General features: G+C 71.1%; 20 protein-coding genes. 12 read left to right on the top strand and 8 right to left on the bottom strand.

Annotated elements, in window-relative coordinates:
- The first annotated feature begins 140 nt into the window (after nt 1-140).
- The 9 genes from J2S41_RS16900 (at nt 141) to J2S41_RS16860 (ending at nt 7,113) form a co-directional block, all read left to right on the top strand.
- A complete protein-coding gene (locus J2S41_RS16900) occupies nt 141-524 on the top strand; it encodes a YbaB/EbfC family nucleoid-associated protein (protein ID WP_310368824.1) in 384 nt (127 codons plus the stop codon).
- Entirely contained in the window at nt 521-844 is a 324-nt protein-coding gene (locus J2S41_RS16895) for a hypothetical protein (RefSeq protein WP_310368823.1), read from the top strand. The genes J2S41_RS16900 and J2S41_RS16895 overlap by 4 nt, the downstream gene beginning before the upstream one ends.
- A gap of 4 nt (nt 845-848) precedes the next feature.
- A complete protein-coding gene (locus J2S41_RS16890) occupies nt 849-1,343 on the top strand; it encodes a WXG100-like domain-containing protein (protein WP_310368821.1) in 495 nt (164 codons plus the stop codon).
- Nucleotides 1,336-1,896 (top strand): endonuclease, encoded by a 561-nt coding sequence (locus J2S41_RS16885; protein ID WP_310368819.1) that lies wholly within the window; start codon nt 1,336-1,338, stop codon nt 1,894-1,896. The genes J2S41_RS16890 and J2S41_RS16885 overlap by 8 nt, the downstream gene beginning before the upstream one ends.
- Complete coding sequence (locus tag J2S41_RS16880; RefSeq protein ID WP_310368817.1) at nt 1,893-2,435, top strand: SUKH-4 family immunity protein; 543 nt, start codon at nt 1,893-1,895, stop codon at nt 2,433-2,435. The genes J2S41_RS16885 and J2S41_RS16880 overlap by 4 nt, the downstream gene beginning before the upstream one ends.
- Nucleotides 2,432-2,971: an SUKH-4 family immunity protein gene (locus J2S41_RS16875; RefSeq protein ID WP_310368815.1), complete on the top strand. Its 540-nt coding sequence runs from the start codon at nt 2,432-2,434 to the stop codon at nt 2,969-2,971. Before J2S41_RS16880 ends, J2S41_RS16875 begins: the two co-directional genes overlap by 4 nt.
- 614 nt (nt 2,972-3,585) lie before the next feature.
- Entirely contained in the window at nt 3,586-5,148 is a 1,563-nt protein-coding gene (locus J2S41_RS16870) for a DHA2 family efflux MFS transporter permease subunit (RefSeq protein WP_310368813.1), read from the top strand.
- A gap of 74 nt (nt 5,149-5,222) precedes the next feature.
- Nucleotides 5,223-5,717 (top strand): hypothetical protein, encoded by a 495-nt coding sequence (locus J2S41_RS16865; RefSeq protein ID WP_310368811.1) that lies wholly within the window; start codon nt 5,223-5,225, stop codon nt 5,715-5,717.
- Nucleotides 5,718-5,862: 145 nt separating this feature from the next.
- Entirely contained in the window at nt 5,863-7,113 is a 1,251-nt protein-coding gene (locus tag J2S41_RS16860) for an IS4 family transposase (RefSeq protein WP_310368189.1), read from the top strand.
- A 488-nt stretch (nt 7,114-7,601) separates the two neighbouring features.
- Here J2S41_RS16860 and J2S41_RS16855 read toward each other — a convergent pair whose 3' ends face one another.
- Together J2S41_RS16855 and J2S41_RS16850 are read right to left on the bottom strand one after the other, a co-directional pair.
- Nucleotides 7,602-8,306 (bottom strand): hypothetical protein, encoded by a 705-nt coding sequence (locus J2S41_RS16855; protein ID WP_310368809.1) that lies wholly within the window; start codon nt 8,304-8,306, stop codon nt 7,602-7,604.
- A gap of 33 nt (nt 8,307-8,339) precedes the next feature.
- Nucleotides 8,340-9,233 (bottom strand): helix-turn-helix domain-containing protein, encoded by an 894-nt coding sequence (locus tag J2S41_RS16850; protein ID WP_310368807.1) that lies wholly within the window; start codon nt 9,231-9,233, stop codon nt 8,340-8,342.
- A 134-nt stretch (nt 9,234-9,367) separates the two neighbouring features.
- Between J2S41_RS16850 and J2S41_RS16845 the strand changes: the two genes are divergently transcribed.
- On the top strand, nt 9,368-10,207 hold the full coding sequence (locus J2S41_RS16845) for an aldo/keto reductase (RefSeq protein WP_310368806.1): 840 nt from the start codon (nt 9,368-9,370) through the stop codon (nt 10,205-10,207).
- Here J2S41_RS16845 and J2S41_RS16840 read toward each other — a convergent pair.
- From J2S41_RS16840 to J2S41_RS16825, 4 genes are all read right to left on the bottom strand, one after another.
- A complete protein-coding gene (locus J2S41_RS16840; RefSeq protein WP_310368804.1) occupies nt 10,204-11,649 on the bottom strand; it encodes an RAD55 family ATPase in 1,446 nt (481 codons plus the stop codon). The two genes, J2S41_RS16845 and J2S41_RS16840, sit on opposite strands and share 4 nt — an antisense overlap.
- On the bottom strand, nt 11,646-12,002 hold the full coding sequence (locus J2S41_RS16835) for a response regulator (RefSeq protein WP_310368802.1): 357 nt from the start codon (nt 12,000-12,002) through the stop codon (nt 11,646-11,648). Before J2S41_RS16835 ends, J2S41_RS16840 begins: the two co-directional genes overlap by 4 nt.
- 79 nt (nt 12,003-12,081) lie before the next feature.
- Nucleotides 12,082-14,337 (bottom strand): putative bifunctional diguanylate cyclase/phosphodiesterase, encoded by a 2,256-nt coding sequence (locus J2S41_RS16830; protein ID WP_310368800.1) that lies wholly within the window; start codon nt 14,335-14,337, stop codon nt 12,082-12,084.
- Nucleotides 14,338-14,392: 55 nt separating this feature from the next.
- A complete protein-coding gene (locus tag J2S41_RS16825; protein WP_310368798.1) occupies nt 14,393-15,400 on the bottom strand; it encodes a hypothetical protein in 1,008 nt (335 codons plus the stop codon).
- 477 nt (nt 15,401-15,877) lie between these two features.
- On the opposite strand from J2S41_RS16825, the gene J2S41_RS16820 reads away from it, so the two are divergent.
- On the top strand, nt 15,878-16,171 hold the full coding sequence (locus J2S41_RS16820) for a Dabb family protein (protein WP_310368796.1): 294 nt from the start codon (nt 15,878-15,880) through the stop codon (nt 16,169-16,171).
- A gap of 4 nt (nt 16,172-16,175) precedes the next feature.
- Here J2S41_RS16820 and J2S41_RS16815 read toward each other — a convergent pair whose 3' ends face one another.
- A complete protein-coding gene (locus J2S41_RS16815) occupies nt 16,176-16,631 on the bottom strand; it encodes a pyridoxamine 5'-phosphate oxidase family protein (protein ID WP_310368794.1) in 456 nt (151 codons plus the stop codon).
- Between the two features lie 85 nt (nt 16,632-16,716).
- Here J2S41_RS16815 and J2S41_RS16810 point away from each other — a divergent pair, with 85 nt between their 5' ends.
- Nucleotides 16,717-17,400 carry a hypothetical protein gene (locus tag J2S41_RS16810; protein WP_310368792.1) on the top strand — a complete coding sequence of 228 codons (684 nt, stop codon included), beginning with the start codon at nt 16,717-16,719 and terminating at the stop codon, nt 17,398-17,400.
- 34 nt (nt 17,401-17,434) lie between these two features.
- Here the strand turns inward: J2S41_RS16810 and J2S41_RS16805 are convergent, their stop codons facing one another.
- A complete protein-coding gene (locus tag J2S41_RS16805; protein ID WP_310368790.1) occupies nt 17,435-18,682 on the bottom strand; it encodes an MFS transporter in 1,248 nt (415 codons plus the stop codon).
- Nucleotides 18,683-18,768 lie beyond the last annotated feature (86 nt).

Below are 18,768 nucleotides of genomic sequence, written 5' to 3'. Positions count from 1 at the left end.
TTCGATATTGACGGCGAGGCGTCCCCGGGGTGTGTGCGCTGGGGTGGCGTTGCTCGTCCTGACTACGCTCTGCGGTGTCTTGCATGCCGTCGGGAGGGCGTATGTCGATGAGTGGGCCGGCGAGCGGGGAGTTCGCTCGGATGCTGGACGCTACGGTGGGCGCGCTACGCGCCACCGGCGCAGAGCCCGAGGACGAGGAGACGGCACGCCTACGCCGGATCGGCGAGTCCGAGGATGGGCAGGTCCGTGCCGAGTTCGGCGCTGACGGCCGATTGGAGTCGCTGGTCCTGGACCCGCGGGTCATGCGGCTCGGCTCGGCGGAGGTCGGTGATCGGGTCATCGCGGCGGTGAACGCGGCGATCGACTCGATGCGTGGCACGGCGCAGGTCCCTGCGCCGGGAGATCTCTCGCAACTGGCCGAACAGCTGGAGCAGGTACGCGATACGGCGGTTCCTCGTCTCAGCGCGTTCCTGCAGACGCTGACCGAGGCACAGCAGCGGATGGCCGGAGGGGGTTCCCGGTGAGCGGTTTCGAGGTCGAACCCGCCCAGCTGCGTGCCGGTGGCGACCAGGTGATCGACGCCGGCCGGCGCTTCATCGATCAATTGGAGGCCTTCGAGGCCCGGATGGAGGGCTACGGGGAGCCATGGGGTGCCGACGACATCGGTTCACTGATCGGGATGGCGTACACGGCGGCCTCGGCCTGGGTGTTGGACTGTATCGGCCTGGCCGCCGAGGAGATCGGCGAGGCGGGTAGTGACCTGACGCAGATGGCGGACAACTTCGAGCAGGTCGAGCAAGACGCCGCCAACGCGATGCGGGGCATCCAGGGAATGCTGGGCTGAGCGCATGGGACTTCAGCTACCTGGCGAACTCATCACCGCGCTCGGGTGGATCGGCCTGTCATGGCCGGAGGCCGACGAGGAGAAGCTGTTCGAGATGGGCCAGGCCTGGATGGACTTCTCCGGTGTGGTCGCCGGCGCGTCCGGCGAGGCCGGCGCGGCCGCGACTGCCGTCTGGTCGCAGCATCGCGGCGAGTCGATGCAGGCGTTCCAGAAGTGGTGGACGGACCCCGACAGCGGTCCCGGCCAGCTGCCGAACTACTCGCAGGCGGCCATGCTGATCGGCACCGGCCTGATCGCCTGCGCCGCGATCGTGCTCGCATTGAAGATTCAGGTGATCGTCCAGCTGGCGATCCTAGTCTTTCAGGTCGCCCAGGCCATCGCGACCGCGGCTGTCACCTTCGGTGCGTCGCTGCTGGAGATCCCGATCTTCCAGATGATCACGCGGGAGATCGTCGGTCTGCTCATCGATCAGGTCCTGCAGGAGCTGCTCAATGCGTAGCAGCGCTCCGAAGGGCTCGAAGGCGCGCGGCGGTGCGCAGAAGCCGACGAAGGCTGGCACGCTCGTCACCAAGGCCGTGGAGGCGGCGGCGAAGCCGCCCAAGCCGCGTAAACCGCCCGCGCCGCCGGTGACCCGGAACAACAACCTGCCCGAGGTCACGATCAAGGTTCAGCGCAAGGCCGGGTACAAGCAGGGCCCGTTCGACCGCAAGATGCGCGCACTGCAGAGGCTCAGCGACGACGGCAAGCTGTTCAAGCAGGCCAACCCGGTCGCGCGGAACGATGCGATCACCAAGGCGTACAAGCAGCGGGTGCGGGAGGCGATCTGGAAGAAGTACTGGCCGCACGACAAGGAGACGTCCCGGAAGCTCACCGACAAGCTGGACACCCTCGACCCCGATCATGTGTGGGAGTTGCAGCTGGGGGGTGCGGACGACGCCAGTAATCTACGGTTGTTGGACGCTGATACCAACCGGGACATCGGTAATCAGATCTGGCAGCAGATCAGGACCCTGCCCGATGGGACACCCATCCGAATAGAGGTAGTGGATTGAATCCGGACCTGCGCGAACTCATTGAGGAGTTACGCGCCGACCTCGAGGCCGGCCAGCCCGAAACCCTCAGCTGGGCGGAGATCCAGGGCGCCGTGCCGAGCGACAAGATCCCCGACGATGTGCCGCAGCCCGTACGGGAACTGCTGGAGGTGGCCGACGGCATCCTGGCCGGCGCCTTCAGCCTGTCCAGCACGCGCACGTACGGGTATTTCCAGTCCGTCCTCGGCGATATGCCGGGCTTCACCCGCGTCTCCGACGAACCCGACAAGTGGTTCGTCTTCGGCAGGCTGCACGAGGAGCCGCTGCTGCTGCACCGCGAGACCGGCGCCGTCTGGTACTTCCCGCGCACCGACGGCGACGAGTGGTACATGCGCGAGGAGTTCGAGGGAGTCGCGAGCGACCTTGACTCGTTTCTCGCCTACTACGTCTTCGGCGCGGGATATGCCGAGCTCGGTGCCGACGACGACGAGTGGTGGAACTTCCTCGCGGATCAGGGTGTGGCCGGCTCCGATGACGAGGACGGGGAACCGGGCGCATGACCGTCACCTACGACCAGCTCGCCGCCCTCTGGGGAAGCGAGGGACTGATCCGATTCCCGTTCGAGCGATTCGACGACGTGCTGAGCCCGCTCCCGCCGGAAGCCCTGCCACCGGCCGGTGTCCTGCCGGGCGCCGTGCCGATTCTGTTCATGGCCGACACCCGGGTCGAGGGCATCGGGCTGTTCTCCAAACTGAAGATTGAGATCGGCGACGAGGGGCCGCGGATCTACATCGTGCTGGGCAGTTCGCCGGAGGATCCACAGATGCTCTTCTGCGTGGACTCGGTGACCGGCGCGGTCGTGCTACTCGACCTGGAGACGCCGAACTTCGAGGCGGTCAACGGCACGCTCGCGGCATTCGTCGAGTTCCTCTACCGGCTCGGGCGGCTCATCGTCAACGACCCGGGCGGCCGTGCCCGCGCGGACCGCGCCGCCGCGATCCGCGCCGAACTCATCAATGTCGATCCCTCCGCGTTCGCCGACCCGGAATCGTGGTGGAACATGGCATTCGATCAACTCGAAGCCACCGGCCGCTGACGCGCCACGGACCGAGCCGGAACCGCACCCGTGGCCGGCCCGGTCACCGAGGCGATGGCCGGGTCGTCGATGCCGAAATGTTGGGCGCGGAGTGCCAAGAGCCCGGGTCCCGATTGCCGGCCATGGCCGGAACCCACCTGAACCGGGCCGTCCGCGAGTCCGTTCGGCCCGGTTACACCGCCGCCGGCACGGTCGCCCGCTCGGTCGGCACGCCGCGGGTCGGCAGTGCCGCGCGGACCGTGCGCATGAACGAGACCGGCCCGCACAGATACGCATCCGTCTCCGCGCCGACCGGCAGTCGCGCCGGGTCCAGCGGCCCGGGCTCCTCCGAGTCCTTTTTTGGCGCAGGTCACACCGAGGGCTGGGCATGTATGCAACGGGCGGGTAACTTACCGCCGCGGCGTCCGTTATTCCGCGAGTGAGGATCGTCTCCATCGCATTGTTGCGGCATGATTTCGCAAGCGTGGACAAAGGCCACACCCGTCACTATGAGAGCGGCCGTGACGTGGGGTGATGCGCTCCTCCACCCGTACCGCCGACGGTTTTAATCCGGAAGCGGACGAGTCGGCGTCATGATTAGGCTGGGCCCGGATTTTTTGTCGCGGGGGGAGCCCATGAATAGTCAATCAGCGCCCGTCACATCGCAGAAACTCGATGGCGCGGTCCTGCGGGTCGCCGGCGTCGTCGTGCTCGGCGCGATCATGTCGATCCTGGACGTGACGGTCGTCAGCGTGGCGCTGCCGACGTTCCAGGAGGAGTTCGGCGCCTCCTACGCGCGCGTCGCCTGGACTATGACGGGGTACACGCTGGCGCTCGCCACCGTCATCCCGCTCACCGGATGGGCGGCCGACCGGTTCGGCACCAAGCGGCTCTACATGGCCGCGGTCGCGCTGTTCACGATCGGTTCCGTGCTCTGCGCCATGGCCGACTCGATCACCACGCTGATCGCGTTCCGCGTGCTCCAGGGGCTCGGCGGCGGCATGCTGATGCCGCTCGGCATGACGATCATGACGCGCGCGGCCGGCCCGGAGCGGATCGGCCGGCTGATGGCGGTGCTCGGCATCCCGATGCTGCTCGGCCCGATCATGGGCCCGATCCTCGGCGGCTGGCTGATCGACGTGGCCACCTGGCACTGGATCTTCCTGATCAACCTGCCGATCGGCATCATCGCGCTGATCTACGCGTACGTGGTGCTGCCCAAGGACGCGCCGGAACCGTCCGAGTCGTTCGACTTCCTCGGCATGCTGATGCTCTCGCCGGGCCTGGCGTCGCTGCTGTTCGGCCTGTCGTCGCTGCCCGAGGAGGGCACGATGAGCTCGGCCAAGGTGTGGGCGCCGATGGTGGTGGGCGCGCTGCTGGTGATCGGCTTCGTGCTCTACTCGTTCACGCCCCGGCACCCGCTGCTCGACCTGCGGCTGTTCCGCAACCGGAACCTGACCGTCGCCTCGATCACGATCACCGTGTTCATCATCGCGTTCATGGGCGCCGGACTGCTGTTCCCGAGCTACTTCCTGCAGGTGCGCGGCGAGTCGACGCTGCACGCGGGCCTGCTGATGGCGCCGCAGGGCCTCGGCGCGATGGTCACCATGCCGATCGCGGGCACGCTGGCGGACCGGGTCCCGGTCGGCCGTACCGTCCCGTTCGCGCTGGTCCTGATCGCGCTCGGGCTGTTCACGTTCACCCAGCTGGACGCGGACACGTCGTACTGGCTGCTGTGCGGCTCGCTGTTCGTGATGGGCCTCGGCATGGGCGGCACGATGATGCCGATCATGACGTCCGCGCTGAAGACGCTCACCAGCCACGAGGTCGCGCGCGGCTCCACCCTGGTCAACATCCTCCAGCAGATCGGCGGCTCGGTCGGCACCGCGATCATGTCCGTGCTGCTGACCAGCAACCTCAACGACTCGACGCCGGTCCCGCTGCCGAACGGCCAGACCGCCACCGAGGCGCAGCTGGCGATCGGCTCGCAGATCAACCCCGAGTCCGCGCAGGGCATCGACCCGTCGCTCATCCAGCGCGGCCTCGACTTCGCCGCCACCGCGTTCGCGCACACCTTCTGGGTCGCGTTCGCCCTGGTGCTGTGCACGTTCGTACCCGCGCTGTTCCTCCCGCGCAAGCGCGAGGTCGCGCACCTGAACGACGACCAGCCGGCCGCCGCGCCGATCATGGTTCACTGACGGATCATCCGTACGGCCTCGGGGAGATCCCCCGGGGCCGTCGCCGTCCGCGCGACTCGCTACCCTCCCGCGCCATGGACGTCGGTCAGTTCTACGCCGCGGTCGCCGGCATCAACTTCACACTTCTCGGCCTCTGGTGGGTCGCCGTCACCGAGCGCCGCCAGCTCCGCGAGGGCGGCCCCCGGGTGCGCCGCATGGCCTACACGGTCTCGCTGCAGTTCCTCATCCCCGGCGCGCTCTCCCTGCTCGCCCAGGTCGCCCCGAACGTCCCCGCCTTCTGGCGCTCCGCGTTCGCCCTGGCCGGCCTGCTCGGCGCCCTCTCCATCCTGCTGCTCTCCCCATCCGTCGCCCGCGAGAACGAGATGACCCGCCGCGGCGCCCTCCTCCTCCGAGTCGTCGGCATCCCGCTCTACCTGCTGATCGCGGTGTGGGCCCTGGTCCCGTTCGACGGCCTGCCGCTGACCGCCCTCCAGATCGAGGGCATCATGCTCGCCCTCCTCGTCTTCCTCGGCGCCCACACCGCCTGGACCGTCGGCCTCGCAGCGGGCCCCGAACCCACACAGAACTGACCTTTCCCCATTTACCCGCTTCCGGCCTGGCCGGGACCCGCATGCTCCCGCGGGCACCGGTCCAATGCCACTTAGCTTATTTTGATCTTGGTGGTCTGGTGGGTGGTGTGGCTGGTTTGTCTGCTTCGATGTGGTGGTGTCGGGTGTGGATGTGCGGCCGGATCAGGTGTCGGTCGGGGTGCTGGTCACGGCGGTGCCGCGGGACGTGGTGGATGCCGCGGTCGCGGAGTGTGGGGTGCAGGCGAGGCGGTCGGATGGGAAGTTGCCGCCGCATGTGACGGCGTATCTGACGATGGGTTTGTGGCTGTTCCCGGATGATGATTATGCCGAGGTCGCGGTGAAGGTGACCGGGGCGTTGGATCGGTTCGGGTGCTGGGACGCGGGGTGGTCGCCGCCGACGGCCGGTGGGATCAGTCAGGCCCGTAAGCGGCTGGGCCGGGATGTGCTGGCGGAGGTGTTCGAGCGGGTCGCCCGGCCGGTCGCGTCCGCGGTCACGTCAGGTGCGTGGTTGCGGGACTGGCGGGTCCTTGCCATCGACGGGTTCGACGTGGACGTGCCGGACACGACGGAGAACGCGGCCGAGTTCGGGTATTCCCGGACCGGTGGTGGCCCGTCGGCGTTCCCGAAGGCCCGGGTCGTGGCGTTGACTGAGTGCGGGACGCACGCGTTTTTGGCGGCGGAGGTCGGCGCGTATGCGGTCGGGGAACAGACCCTGGCCATGCCGTTGTATGCACGGCTGCGCCGCGGGGAACTACTGACCGCGGACCGGTCGTTTTACTCGTTCGCGGCGTGGGACCGGGCGCAGGCGACCGGCGCGGACCTGCTCTGGCGGATCCAGGCCGGGATCCGGCTGCCGGTGATCGAGGTTTTGGCCGACGGCACCTATCTGACCGTGTTGATGGACAAGACGATCCGTGGTGGCCGCCGGGACCGGATCCTGGCCGCCGCGGCCGACCGGACCCTGGACACCTGCGACGACGCGATCAACGACCGTGGCCTGCCCGCCGCCCACCTCGCCCGAGTCGTCGCATACGACGTACCCGACCGTAGTGGTAACGGCACCAGCGAACTGATCACCCTGGCCACCACCATCATCGACCCCGCCCAGGCCGGCCCGGACGAACTCGCCGAGGCATACCACCTGCGCTGGGAACACGAAACCGCCAACGACCAGCTCAAAACCCACCTCCGCGGGCCCGGCCGGATCCTGCGCTCGAAACTGCCCGACCTCGTCCACCAGGAAATCTGGGCCTGGCTACTAATCCAGCACGCCATGACCGTGCTGATCACCCGCGCCGCCGACGCTGCCGCGATCGACCCCGACCGGATCAGCTTCACCCGCGCACTACGCCTCGCGCGCCGCTCAGCCACCGGCTCAGCGGCCATTTCCCCCTGAAGACTGGACCACCCGACTACCCCGCATCTGGGCCCAGATCACCCGCACACTCAACCCCGCCCGCCGCCACCGCACCTGCCCCCGCGCCGTCAAACGCTGCCGCCGCAACATGTACCGACCCAAACAACGCCACGAACCCGCCTCCACCCGCCACCCCAGCCCCGCCACGTACCGCTTCCACCCACCACCAAGATCAAAATAAGCTAAGTGGCATTGGGCACCGGTCGGCCGTTGGCCGGCCTCCCTGCCGGCACCGCCGCTGGTCACCACACCCCGTCCCCGCCCGCCCATCCGCGGCGAGCTAGGCGGATTCCGTCGCATCGATCGCCAGGTCAGGTGAATCCGGTCCAGATCGAGCGGAAGGCGGCGGAGGGCTAGGAGCCGGTGGGGTCAGCTGTTCGCCATGTCGTTCGTCTCCGTCGCCCCGGTGCTCGGCCTCTTCGTCGCCGGCCACACGTACCCGGTCAAGGGCATCGCCACCACCGGGCTCAGGTGAGCGTGGCCGCGGCGGCGGCCAGCAGCTCGCGCCACCGCGCGAACGGGAACTCGCCGCCGGGCACGCGCGTGCTGTAGAGCGCGAAGCCGGCCGGGTCCGTCTCGTCCTGGTCGACCGTCCAGTCGCCGACCGCGTCACGCCGCCACACCACGCCGTTGCCGCGGCCGTCGATGCGGTCCAGCAGGTCGTCCGCGCTCGGCCACCACGGCGCGCCGGCCGGGGGAGGACCGTAGGCGTGGTCGAGCAGCCGGGTGATCTCGTCGAGCGGGCCCACGTCGTCGGGGTCGCCGGGCTCGGTGGCGGCCAGCACGACGAACCGGGACGTGAGCGCGACGACCGGGCCGGGGTGCGGCAGCCCGGGGTCGAGCGCGGCGGCGGCGCGGGCGATGAGGTCCAGCTCCACCCAGCGGAGCGCGTGCGGGTGCCAGTGCGCCTCGTCGTCCCAGCCCAGCTCCAGCGTCTCGTCGCTGTCCGGCGTGCGCAGCGCCAGGTTCACCATCCTGATCGACACGTCGATGTCCAGGACCAGCGCGTAGCCGTCACCGACCGGGAACTCCACGACGAACGAGGCGTCCTCGTCGTCGTCCTCGTCGAGATCGTCGTAAAGGTCGTCGTCCTCGTCCTGCGGCTCGAAGAGGTACGCACGCCAGAAGCCGGGATCGCGGAGGCGGCTCTGCACGTCGGCGGGAAGCGGCATGCGAGGCAGCGTAGCGGGAGGAGGGGGTGCCCGTCAGACCCCGGACGAGGCGGGTACCGGCCGCGGGCTCCGGGCCGCGTCGCCGACCAGCTGCGCGAGCAGCGCGAGCGCCTCAGCGGACGGCGAACCGCCCGGCGCGGTGTAGGTGACCAGCCGCTGGCCGATCGACTCGTTGGTGCTCAGCGCCTGCTCGGTCACCGTGATCCGGCCGACCAGCGGGTGCCGCAGTTCGTAGGCGGAGGACGTGCACGCCACCACACGATGGTCCGCCCAGTACGCCGCGAACTCCGGGCTGCCCACCGCCAACTGCCCGACCAGCTCGGCCAGCGCCGGGTCGTCCGGGTACTGACCGGCGAACAGGCGCAGGCAGCCGACGTCCGCGCGCGCCTTGGCCGGCCAGTCCACGAACAGCTCGCGCAGCTCCGGATCGAGGAAGATCAGACGGGCCAGGTTCGGGCGGGTGCCGGGCCGGGCCGGCGCGTCCGCGGGCAGGTGGCCGGCGAGCAGCGCGTGACCGAGCGGATTCCACGCCAGCACGTCCTTGCGCGACCCGACCACCATCGCCGGTACGGCCGACATCGCGCCGAGCAGCTCCACCAGCCCCGGATCCGGCGTCTGCGCGGCCGGCCGGCGGACCCGGTGCGGGCGGGTCTCCGCGGCGGCCAGCCGGTGCAGGTGCAGCCGCTCGGTCTCGTCCAGCCGCAGCGCGGTGGCGAGCGCGTCCACCACCTGCGGCGAGGCGTTGCGGGACTGCCCCTGCTCCAGGCGCGTGTAGTAGGAGGAGCTGACGCCGGCCAGCATCGCCAGTTCCTCGCGCCGCAGCCCGTCGACGCGCCGCCGGTCGCCGTAGCGCGGCAGCCCGGCCTGCTCCGGGGTGATGCGGGCGCGGTGGGCCGCGAGGAACTCGCCGAGCGGGCTGGTCGTCATGACATCGAGTATGCGCGGCCGGCCCGGCCCGGTGCCTGACCCTGCCAGGGATACCCACAAGCGGGTCTGGGCGGCACCCCGGCACCCGGCGCACGGTGGTAGCCGATCAACCGCCTCACCGGAAAAGGTGTGAAATGTCGTCTTCTTTTGCCATCGGTGGAGATCTGAGCGTGGGCCGGCTCGGCTACGGCGCCATGCAGCTGACCGGCCCCGGGTTCTTCGGGTACCCGACTGACCAGGACGGCGCGGTCGCGGTGCTGCGCCGCGCGGTGGAGCGCGGCGTCACGCTCATCGACACCGCGGACGCCTACGGCCCGTTCGTCACGGACGAGCTCATCCGCCGCGCGCTGCACCCGTACCCCCGTGATCTGGTCATCGCCACGAAGGTCGGCGTCAGCCGGCCGCGCCCGGGCGAGTGGGTGCCGGTCGGCCGCCCGGAGTACCTGCGCCAGCAGACCGAGCTGAGCCTGCGCGTGCTCGGCCTCGACCGGATCGACCTGCTCCAGCTGCACCGCGTCGACCCGCACGTGCCGATCGAGGACCAGGTGGGCACGCTCGCCGACCTGCGGCGCGAGGGCAAGGTCCGGCACATCGGGCTGTCCGAGGTGACGGTCGAGCAGGTGCGGGCCGCGCAGGCGGTGACGCCGATCGCGTCCGTGCAGAACCTGTTCAACCTCACCGACCGGACCGCCGCGGACGTGCTGGAGTACGCGGAGCGGGAGGGCATCGCGTTCATCCCGTGGTACCCGCTGGCCGGCACCGGTCTGCCCGACCCGGACGGCGCGGTCGCCGCGATCGCGGCCGGTCACGGCGCCTCGATCAACCAGCTCGCGCTCGCCTGGCTGCTGCGCCGCTCGCCGGTGATGCTGCCGATCCCGGGCACGAGGTCGACCGCGCACCTGGAGGAGAACCTGGCCGCCTCGTCGATCACGCTGACCGACGACGAGTTCGCCGTGCTGGAGAAGGTGGCCTAGCGTTCGCCGGGCGGCGGGCAGTCGCGCAGCACGGTCCAGGCGAGCATGCCGGACGCGTTCCGCAGGCGCTCGCCGATCGTCAGCCCGGCGCCGGTGACGTGGCAGGTGTGCAGGCCGGAGTCGTGCGGGCTGTTGCGCATCTTGAGGATGTTCACGGCCCGCCCGATCTCCGCGCAGTGTTCGATGTAGCGCAGCTGGATCACGTTGTGGAACAGGAACATCAGCCCGGCCAGCGGCTCCTCGATCGGGCCGAACGCGCCGGTCTCGCTGGTCACCCAGAGCGAGGCGCCGCCGGCCCGGATCACGCCCAGCAGGCTGCGCAGGTACGCGGGGAAGCGTTGCGCCTGCCGGGCCGCGTTCGCCATCTCGGACAGGCCGTCGATGACGATCCGGATGATGGTCCCGTCGGCGAGCGCGTGGCGGGCCACCGAGGCGAGCGCGTCGAGGTCGAGGTCGCCCATCGGCACGTGCGAGATGATCAGCGTGCCGTCCTTCCGAGCGGCCTCGAAGTCCCAGCCGAACGTGGCCGCGGTCTGGATCAGCTCCTCCGGCGTGTCCTGGAACGTGATGTACAGGCAGCGCCCGCCCTGGCCGATGCCCTCCGCGAGGAAGTGCAGGCAGCCGATGGTCTTCCCGACGCCGGTGGGCCCGAGCACCAGCGTGGCGTCGTCGCGCGGGATGCCGCCGCCCGTCAGCTCGTCCAGGCCGGGGATGCCGGTGCGCACGCGCTCGCCGCGGAGGCGCACCTCGCCCTGCTTGAGCGACTCGACCCGCGGGTGCACCCGGACGCCGTCCGAGGTGATGTGCATGGTGTGCGTGCCGGCCAGGTGCGGGGTGCCGCGCAGCTTGAGCACGCGCAGGCCGCGGCGGTCCATCGGTGCGGTGAACTCGTACGACATCTGGATGATGCCGTCCGCGATGGCGAACTCCGCGCCGGTCTGCGTCTCCTCCGGCGTGTACTCGCCGAGCAGCAGCAGCACCACGCCGCTGTGCGCGACGCGGCTGGTCAGGTCGTAGAGCGACATCCGCAGGTCGTGCTCGCCGACGAAGTCACGCACCATCTTCATGCTGTCGATGACGACCAGCGACGGCTCCTCCTCGAACGCGGTGCGCACCACCTCGTCGATCAGCGCGGCGAACGTGCCCTGGCTGCGGTCCCGGAGCATGTCGCCGAGGTGTACGTACCGGATGCTGGGCCCGAGGTGCTCGGGCGCGAAGAAGCTGAAGCCGCGCAGGTGCTCCACCAGCTTCGAGTGCGGCTCCGACAGCGCCGTGTAGTAGACGGCCTTGCGCCCCTCGGCCGCGCCCGCGAAGCACATCTGCTGCGCCAGGATGGTCTTGCCCGCGCCGGGCGGGCCGGACAGCACGACCACGGACCCGGGCTCCAAGCCCCCGCCCAGGATCAGGTCGAGGTCGGACGCCCCGGTCGACAGCCGCTTCACTCCTGCCGTCCCCTCTGTAGCAGGCTCTCGGTCGCGTTGATCAGGTCCTGGCCGCGGCACGGCTTGGCGAGCACGGCGTCCGCGCCGGAGGCGAGCTGCCAGTCGCCGCTGATCACCAGGATGGGGATGTCCGCGGTCGCCGGGTCGGCCCGCAGCCGGCGGATCAGCTCGTCGCCGCCCATGACCGGCATCATCATGTCCGTGACCACCAGGTCCGGCCGCAGTTCCCGGACGGTCCGGAGCGCCGCCGCGCCGTCGCCGGCCTCGGTGACGTCGTGGCCGGCGCGGCCGAGGATGCGACGATGTACGAACCGCAGGTCCGGTTCGTCGTCGACCACCAACACCTTCGCCATGGATCCATCCGCTCATCAGACCCAGTGATCATTCCACGGTACGGGTGGAAATAAGGGCGTACAGGCTGAAAAGCGCACGTCACGCCCGCGCGGGATCGGCCAGTCGCTCGTCCAGCCGCGTCCGCGAGAGCGGCGGGCACAGCCCGAACCCCTGCGCCCGGTCGCAGCCCATCGCCCGCAGCGCCGCCACCTGCGCCTCGTGCTCGGCCGCCTCCGCCACCACGGACAGCCCCAGCGCGTGCCCGGCCGCGACCAGCGCCGCGGCCAGGTCGTGCGCGGCCCGGTCGGTGTGCACGCCGGCGGTGAGCGAGCCGTGCAGCTTGACCGTGCTGACCGGCAGGTCGCGCAGCACGTTGAGCGCGGCGTGACCGAGGCCGAAGTCGTCCACGCTGAGCGTGACGCCGAGCGCGCACAGCCCGTCCAGCCGCGCCTTCAGGTGCTCGTCGATCGGCAGCAGCGCGCCCTCGGCCAGCTCCAGCGTGAGCCGGCCGCCGGGCAGGCCGGTCTCGCCGAGGATGCGCGCCACGGACGTGACCAGGTTCGGCTGGGCGAGCTGCCGGGCGGAGACGTTGACCGCGACCCGGCACGGGAAGTCCAGCGCCTCCCGGCACGCGGTCCGCAACACCCAGTCGCCGAGCTGGGCGATCGCGCCGGTCTCGTCCGCGAGGTCGATGAAGTCCTCCGGCATCAGCAGGCCGTGCGTGGGGTGGTCCCAGCGGACCAGCGCCTCGATCGCGGTGATCCGGTTGTCCGCGAGCGCGAACTCGGGCTGGTAGTGCAGCACCATCCGGCCGGTCTCGATGGCGCGGCGGAGCCCGGCGTCGCGCGCGCTGCCGTCCAGTTCCGGCGCGTAGACCGCGAACCGGCCGCGGCCCGCGCGCTTCGCGGTGTACATGGCCACGTCCGCCTGGTGCAGCAGCGCGTCGCCGTCCACCGTGGCGGTGTTGCGGAAAGCCAGGCCGACGCTGGCCTCCACGCTGAGCAGGTGCTCGCCGAAGACGACCGGCAGCCGCAACGCGTCCAGGATGCGCTGCGCGGTCGCCTCGGCCGCGGCCTGGTCAGGCAGGTCCTCCAGGATCACCGCGAACTCGTCGCCGCCCAGCCGGCCCACCGTGTCCCGGCGGCGCACGCTGGACAGCAGCGCGGTGCCGACCGCGACGAGGATCGCGTCGCCCGCCTCGTGGCCGTACGCGTCGTTGATCGGCTTGAAGCGGTCCAGGTCGATCAGCAGCACCGCGGTACGCCGGTGCGCGCGGATCGGCTGCGACGTGACGACCGCGAGCCGCTCGTTGACCAGCGCGCGGTTGGCCAGCCCGGTCAGCGGGTCGGTGACGGCCAGTTCCTCGTTCTCCTTCAGCGCGTAGACCTGGCGCAGCAGCACCAGCCCGGTCAGCGCGATCGAGCCGACCACCATGCCGCCGACCGGGTACGCGCCCTGCACGCCCGCCACCACGCCGAGCAGGCCGTAGGCGATCACGATGGCGCCGTACGGCAGCCAGGTCGCGCCGGCCACCCGCCGCTCCACGCGGATCTCCCGGTGCTCCGCCCACCGGTACTGCCGGTCCGCGGCCAGCACCAGCAGCAGGCACCCGGTCAGCCAGAACATGTCCGGCCAGTCACCGCCGGTGAACCCGCCGTGCAGCTGGATGTAGACGTAGCTGACGTCCGCGATCACGAACGCCACGATCGCGGCCGCCAGCACCGAGGCCGGCCCCTGCACGGCCCGGGTCGAGCGGCGCAGCACCACCGTGCTCACGGCCAGCACCAGCACCAGGTCGCCGACCGGCAGCGCCACGGTCAGCAGCTTGGTGATCAGGTCGGTGCGCCGCTCCGCGAAGATCGGGCCGAGCACCAGGTACCAGAAGACCATGAACGCGCTCGCGCCGACGGTGAGCACGTCCACGGCCAGCCGGACGTGGTCGCGGTGCCGCCGGTTCGCGCCCGGCAGCAGCAGCAGCCCGGCGAACATCACCGGGACGAACGCCAGGAACCAGAAGTCCGCCCAGGACGGGAACGTGGTGCGGCGCAGCACCACCTCGTCCAGCATCCACAGCGTGTGCGCGACGAGCTGGCAGCCGAACGCCGCGGAGATCACCCACCAGGCGCGCCGGGCCGCGCGGTCGAGCCGGCGGTGCGCCGCCGCGCGTACCGCCAGCGCCGTGAACGCCAGCGCCAGCGGCACGTACACGACGTCGGTGACCACGGTCCGGGTCCACTCGGAGCCCCAGCCGGTGGCGTACCAGCACAGGTAGGCGCCGAGCAGCACGATCGAGGCGCTGGTGACCGCCGAGCCCCAGTCGCGCGCGCCGCGCATCTCGCTCCGGGCTTCGCCCACGACCGCCCCATCGGCGCGCGCGGCGCCCGCTTTAGGGCTTGCTGCGCGGATCGGGTCAGCTCAGGCCGATCGGGAAGTCCGCGGCGGCGGGCTCGCGCTGCCAGGTCACCGGGTCGAGGCCGCGCTTGAGGTGGGCGGGGGCGAAGCGCAGCACGCCGTACCGGAAGTCGGCGGGCACCTCGACGTACACGCCGTGCGGGATGATGCCGCTGCTCAGCGACGTCGGGATGCGGTCGGTGCCGGCCCGGTGGACGGTGCCGTCCGGGCCGAGCACGCTGATCACCCGGGCCGGGTCCAGCGTCAGCTCGACGTCGGCGGTGCCGCCGGAGACGCGGAACCGCTTGACGGCCAGCCAGGCGCGGCCGTCCCGGGCCCAGCCGAGGCCGGGCGCCCACGGCTCCAGGGAGTATCCGTCCGCGAAGGCCTGGAACCGGACCGGGACGCCGTTGATGGTGCCGTTCCCGGCGTACCGGAAGCCGTCCTCCTGGACCGGCCGGGGATAGACGCCGCGGGCGTCGTCGATGCGCTCGCCGGACCGCACGTCGATGCTCTGGGTCACGCCGTCGTCGGTGAGCTGCACCAGCACCGGCGCGCCGGCCGGCACGCTGACCAGCACCGCGTCCGTGTACACGGCCGGGTCCGCGGAACCGGTGAGCGGCACGGTGATCGGCGTGCGCACGCCGCCGGCCAGCACGGTCAGGCGCGCCCACTCGACGTCGCGGTCGGCGTTGCGCCACTGCCGCCCGCCCAGCGAGAGCGACGCCCAGACCAGCTCGTCGCCGTCGTCGGCACGGACCTCCTCGGGCAGTCCCCAGCGTTGCGCGGTGAGCCGGTCGAGCCGGGTCACCACGCCGGTCTCCTGGACGTGCAGCAGCGCGTGGCCGCCGACCAGTCCGGCCGCGTCGGCGGGCCGGCCACCGGGCAGCGGTGCGTCGGACGTCGAGTGGAGCACGTGCACGGTGCCCGGGGGCAGCGTGGTGGCCGGGTCGCGGTCCACCACCCCGCAGGCGGCGGTGGTCAGGATGAGCAGCGGAACCAGGGCGGTGAGCGGCGATCGACCCATGATGTCACTGTCCTATATGGAAGCGGCCGGGCGATACGCCGTGCCGGATGGCGCGGATCAATGTCGTCGCGTTCACCGTATAGGCTCCCGACGTGCGCCTACGGACATTCGGCGCAGTCTCCGCGAAGATCACCCGGCGGTGGGTCGCCGTCGTCCCCGACCAGGTGATCTTCGATGCGCGGGGGTTGGCTCGTCGTCTCGGCGGGCGGTCGGCGGTTACACAGTCCATAACAATCACCACGACCCGTTAAAGAGGGATATTTCCGGCTTTGTGGCTTGCTGTCGGTCTGCGGACGCTTACCTCGGGTAGTCGGTGTGGCCAATCCCGACGACTCATGATATCTATTCTCATCGCTGTGGCGACATGACAGATATCCGCCGCGAATCGTGATTCACGTTCATTCCCGCGTGATTATTCCGCGAATGGAATTTGCCGTTCGGCGGGATTCTTCCCGGCCCGGGCCGCACAATGGACGGGTGATCCGGAACGTGGTGGTCGGGCGGCTGCGCCCGGGCGTGCCCCGGGACGAGATCGACCGCGCACTGGCCGCCATCGTCGCGCTGGAGCCGGCCGGCTGCCTGACCGTGGACGCGGGCGTGGACGCCGGGCTGCGCGCCGGCAACTGGTCCTTCGCCATCACCGGCGACTTCGCGGACGAGGCGGCGTACCGCCGCTACGACCACGACGTCGAGCACAACAGGGTACGCGAGGAGATGTTCGCCCTGATCTGCGAGGAGATCGTGCGCGTCCAGTTCCAGGTCGCGGCCTGACGGGTTACTCCCGCTCGACGCGCCGCAGGCCGTGCTCCGGCGTCCACCACTCCACGACCAGGTGCGTGGCCTCGTCGTTCAGCCCGGTGTGGGTGACCGAGGTGATGTCCGCCCGGAACAGCTCGCCGGCCGGCCCCTCCGGGAGCGGCCCGGCGGGCAGCGCGCGCCCGGAGATCTTGGCCTCGCCCGGCCACGCCGCCTCGTCGCCCTCGACCGGGTCCACCGTGGCGCTGTGCAGCGCGAACCGCGGGTCCCGGCGCAGGTCCGCGCCCTTGCGCGCGTGGGCCATCGAGCCGAACGTCAGCTCGCCGTCCGCGAACGACGCCTCGATGCCGGAGATCCGGGGCGCGCCGTCCGCGCTCAGCGTGGCGATCGTCTTGTGCTTGCGCGCGTCGAACGCCGCCCGCACCCGCGCCGCGAACGCCGGCTCCGCCTTCTCCACGTCCCCCCATGCCGTCATGCGCCCATCGTGCCACGGCGCCGGAACCCGACAGTATCGGGACGGTCGGCCCGTGGCTCCTCCCGAAAAGCACGGAGGGAGAGGCATGACCAACGAATTCCACGACGGGCCGGACGAGGCCCAGCTGCGCGCGTTCGCGGCGGCGCCGGCGGCGACCACCAGCCGGCTGATCGACTTCGACGAGGCCTCGGTCATCATGCTCAAGACGTTCCCGCCGCAGTGGGTGCTGCGGGTCAGCGGCATGAAGCCGTGGTCGAACATGCGGGTCGAACTGGTGCCGCGCGTCTACGTGCGCCAGCCCGAGTACTGGGAGGTCGAGGTCGTCGGCACGCTGTCCGGCATCGGCATGCCGGTGCTCACGCCGTACGACGTGTCGCTCAACGTCACGAGTACCCTCGGCACCAAGGGCGTCGAGGTGGTCGGCGCCACGAAGCGGGAGCGTATCGAGGTGTTCGACGCCACCGGCCCGGCCGAGGGGGAGTGGACGGCGTTCTTCAACCGTCAGCCGCCCGGCCCGTTCACCCTGCGGGTCACCGGCCGCCTGCAACTGCCCACGCCCGGGTACACGGTCACGCTCACGCGCACCGAGCCGCAGGGCATCAACCCGCGCGACCTGCTCCTCGACCTCACCATCGAGCCGCCGAAGGGCCCGGTCGCGCAGGTGGTCACGGAGGTGGAGGTCGTCTACAAGGAACAGACCGACACCGGCTACGACACCGTGACGATCCAGCCGAACGGTCCCAGCATCAAGGTCGAAGAGATCAGCTGACCGGGGTACGCGGCCCGCGCGCGTTGCCGCCGCGTCACGTCCCGTCCCGTACCGCCTGCGGGACGGGACCGGCGGCGACCGGCGCCCGCCACCAGCGCTGCGCCGCCACCGCGATCAGCGTGGCCAGCAGCAGCGCCACCGCACCACCGCCGAACGCGGCGGCCGGCCCGCTGCCGTCGATCAGCGGGCCCGCGATCGCCATCCCGACCGCGTTCCCGGCCGTGATGCCGGTGGACAGCCAGCCCTGCGCCTCGCTGCGCCGGTCCTCGGCCGTGTACGTGTCGACCAGCGCCTGCTGGATGATCAGGCTGGGCGCGATGGTCAGCCCGGTGAGCGTGAGCAGCGGCAGCAGCACCAGCAGCGGCGGCTGGCCGGTGGCGGCGATCAGCAGCGCGACCAGGCCGGTGCCGGCGCCGTACGCCGCGATGGTCAGCGGCAGCCGCAGCCGCGCCTCCCCGGCCCACCGGCGCGCGCCGTAGACCAGGCCGCCGGCCGCGCTGCCACCGGCGACGAACGCGAACAGCACGCCCAGCATGCCGGTCGAGGCGAAGACCCGCTCCGCGGTCGCGGTCAGGCCCACGTCGAAGTGCCCGAACCCGATCGCGACGCCGGCGGCGGTGGCCACGGCCAGCACCACGCCCGGGGAGCGCAGCGGCGACCGGCCGCGCGAGGCTCCGCCGGCCGGTGCGGCCCGCGAGGTCCGTGCCGCGTAGGTGCGCGCGTAGCCGAGCCCGCCGAACGCCATCAGCCCGGCCGTGGCCAGCAGCGGCAGCGCGGGCGGCCCGGCCAGCAGCGCGGTCAGCGCGAGCGGGCCGGCCACGAAGATCGTCTCCACGGCCGCGGCGTCCATCGCCCAGGCCGACTCGCGCCGCTCCGGCTCCGGCAGCACGGCCGACCAGGCCACCCGCATCGCCGGGTTCATCGGCGGGAACGTGAGGCCGACCAGCGCGGCCATCGCGACCAGCACCGGGTCCGGCGCGCCCCGCACGGCCAGCAGCGTGAGCGCGACCAGGAACGCGGACGAGGCGAGCGCGGTCGGTGCCACCACGCGCGGCTGCCCGGCGCGGTCCAGCAGCGTCGCCCAGACCGGCGTACCGACGGCCGTCGCCAGCGCGAACGCGCCGGTGACCAGGCCGGCGCTGGCGTACTGACCCCGGATCTCCTCGATCAGCACGACCAGGCCGAGCGGCACCATGGCGAACGGCAGCCGGGCCACCACGGCGAGGGCGAACGGGGTCAGCACGCGCGGATCGCGCAGCAGGTCTCTGTAGGGTCCGAGCACCCGGACACGCTACCCATACACGCCGGAAACATGGGATGAGTTTTGTTACACGTCCGGAGGGAAGACGTGCGGGGGAAGCGATGGTT

The sequence above is a fragment of the Catenuloplanes atrovinosus genome, from assembly GCF_031458235.1.
GTDB lineage: Bacteria > Actinomycetota > Actinomycetes > Mycobacteriales > Micromonosporaceae > Catenuloplanes > Catenuloplanes atrovinosus.
Note: the sequence above shows the minus strand (reverse complement) of the source record. Positions and strands in the feature narration are given on the sequence as shown.

Excerpts from the sequence above, each read along its gene's own strand:
- J2S41_RS16855 (WP_310368809.1), bottom strand. The coding sequence starts at position 8,306 with ATGCCGCTTCCCGCCGACGTGCAGAGCCGCCTCCGCGATCCCGGCTTC.
- J2S41_RS16875 (WP_310368815.1), top strand. The coding sequence starts at position 2,432 with ATGACCGTCACCTACGACCAGCTCGCCGCCCTCTGGGGAAGCGAGGGA.
- J2S41_RS16890 (WP_310368821.1), top strand. The coding sequence starts at position 849 with ATGGGACTTCAGCTACCTGGCGAACTCATCACCGCGCTCGGGTGGATC.
- J2S41_RS16870 (WP_310368813.1), top strand. The coding sequence starts at position 3,586 with ATGAATAGTCAATCAGCGCCCGTCACATCGCAGAAACTCGATGGCGCG.
- J2S41_RS16815 (WP_310368794.1), bottom strand. The coding sequence starts at position 16,631 with ATGACGGCATGGGGGGACGTGGAGAAGGCGGAGCCGGCGTTCGCGGCG.
- J2S41_RS16865 (WP_310368811.1), top strand. The coding sequence starts at position 5,223 with ATGGACGTCGGTCAGTTCTACGCCGCGGTCGCCGGCATCAACTTCACA.
- J2S41_RS16850 (WP_310368807.1), bottom strand. The coding sequence starts at position 9,233 with ATGACGACCAGCCCGCTCGGCGAGTTCCTCGCGGCCCACCGCGCCCGC.
- J2S41_RS16885 (WP_310368819.1), top strand. The coding sequence starts at position 1,336 with ATGCGTAGCAGCGCTCCGAAGGGCTCGAAGGCGCGCGGCGGTGCGCAG.
- J2S41_RS16900 (WP_310368824.1), top strand. The coding sequence starts at position 141 with ATGCTGGACGCTACGGTGGGCGCGCTACGCGCCACCGGCGCAGAGCCC.
- J2S41_RS16825 (WP_310368798.1), bottom strand. The coding sequence starts at position 15,400 with ATGGGTCGATCGCCGCTCACCGCCCTGGTTCCGCTGCTCATCCTGACC.
- J2S41_RS16810 (WP_310368792.1), top strand. The coding sequence starts at position 16,717 with ATGACCAACGAATTCCACGACGGGCCGGACGAGGCCCAGCTGCGCGCG.
- J2S41_RS16845 (WP_310368806.1), top strand. The coding sequence starts at position 9,368 with ATGTCGTCTTCTTTTGCCATCGGTGGAGATCTGAGCGTGGGCCGGCTC.
- J2S41_RS16835 (WP_310368802.1), bottom strand. The coding sequence starts at position 12,002 with ATGGCGAAGGTGTTGGTGGTCGACGACGAACCGGACCTGCGGTTCGTA.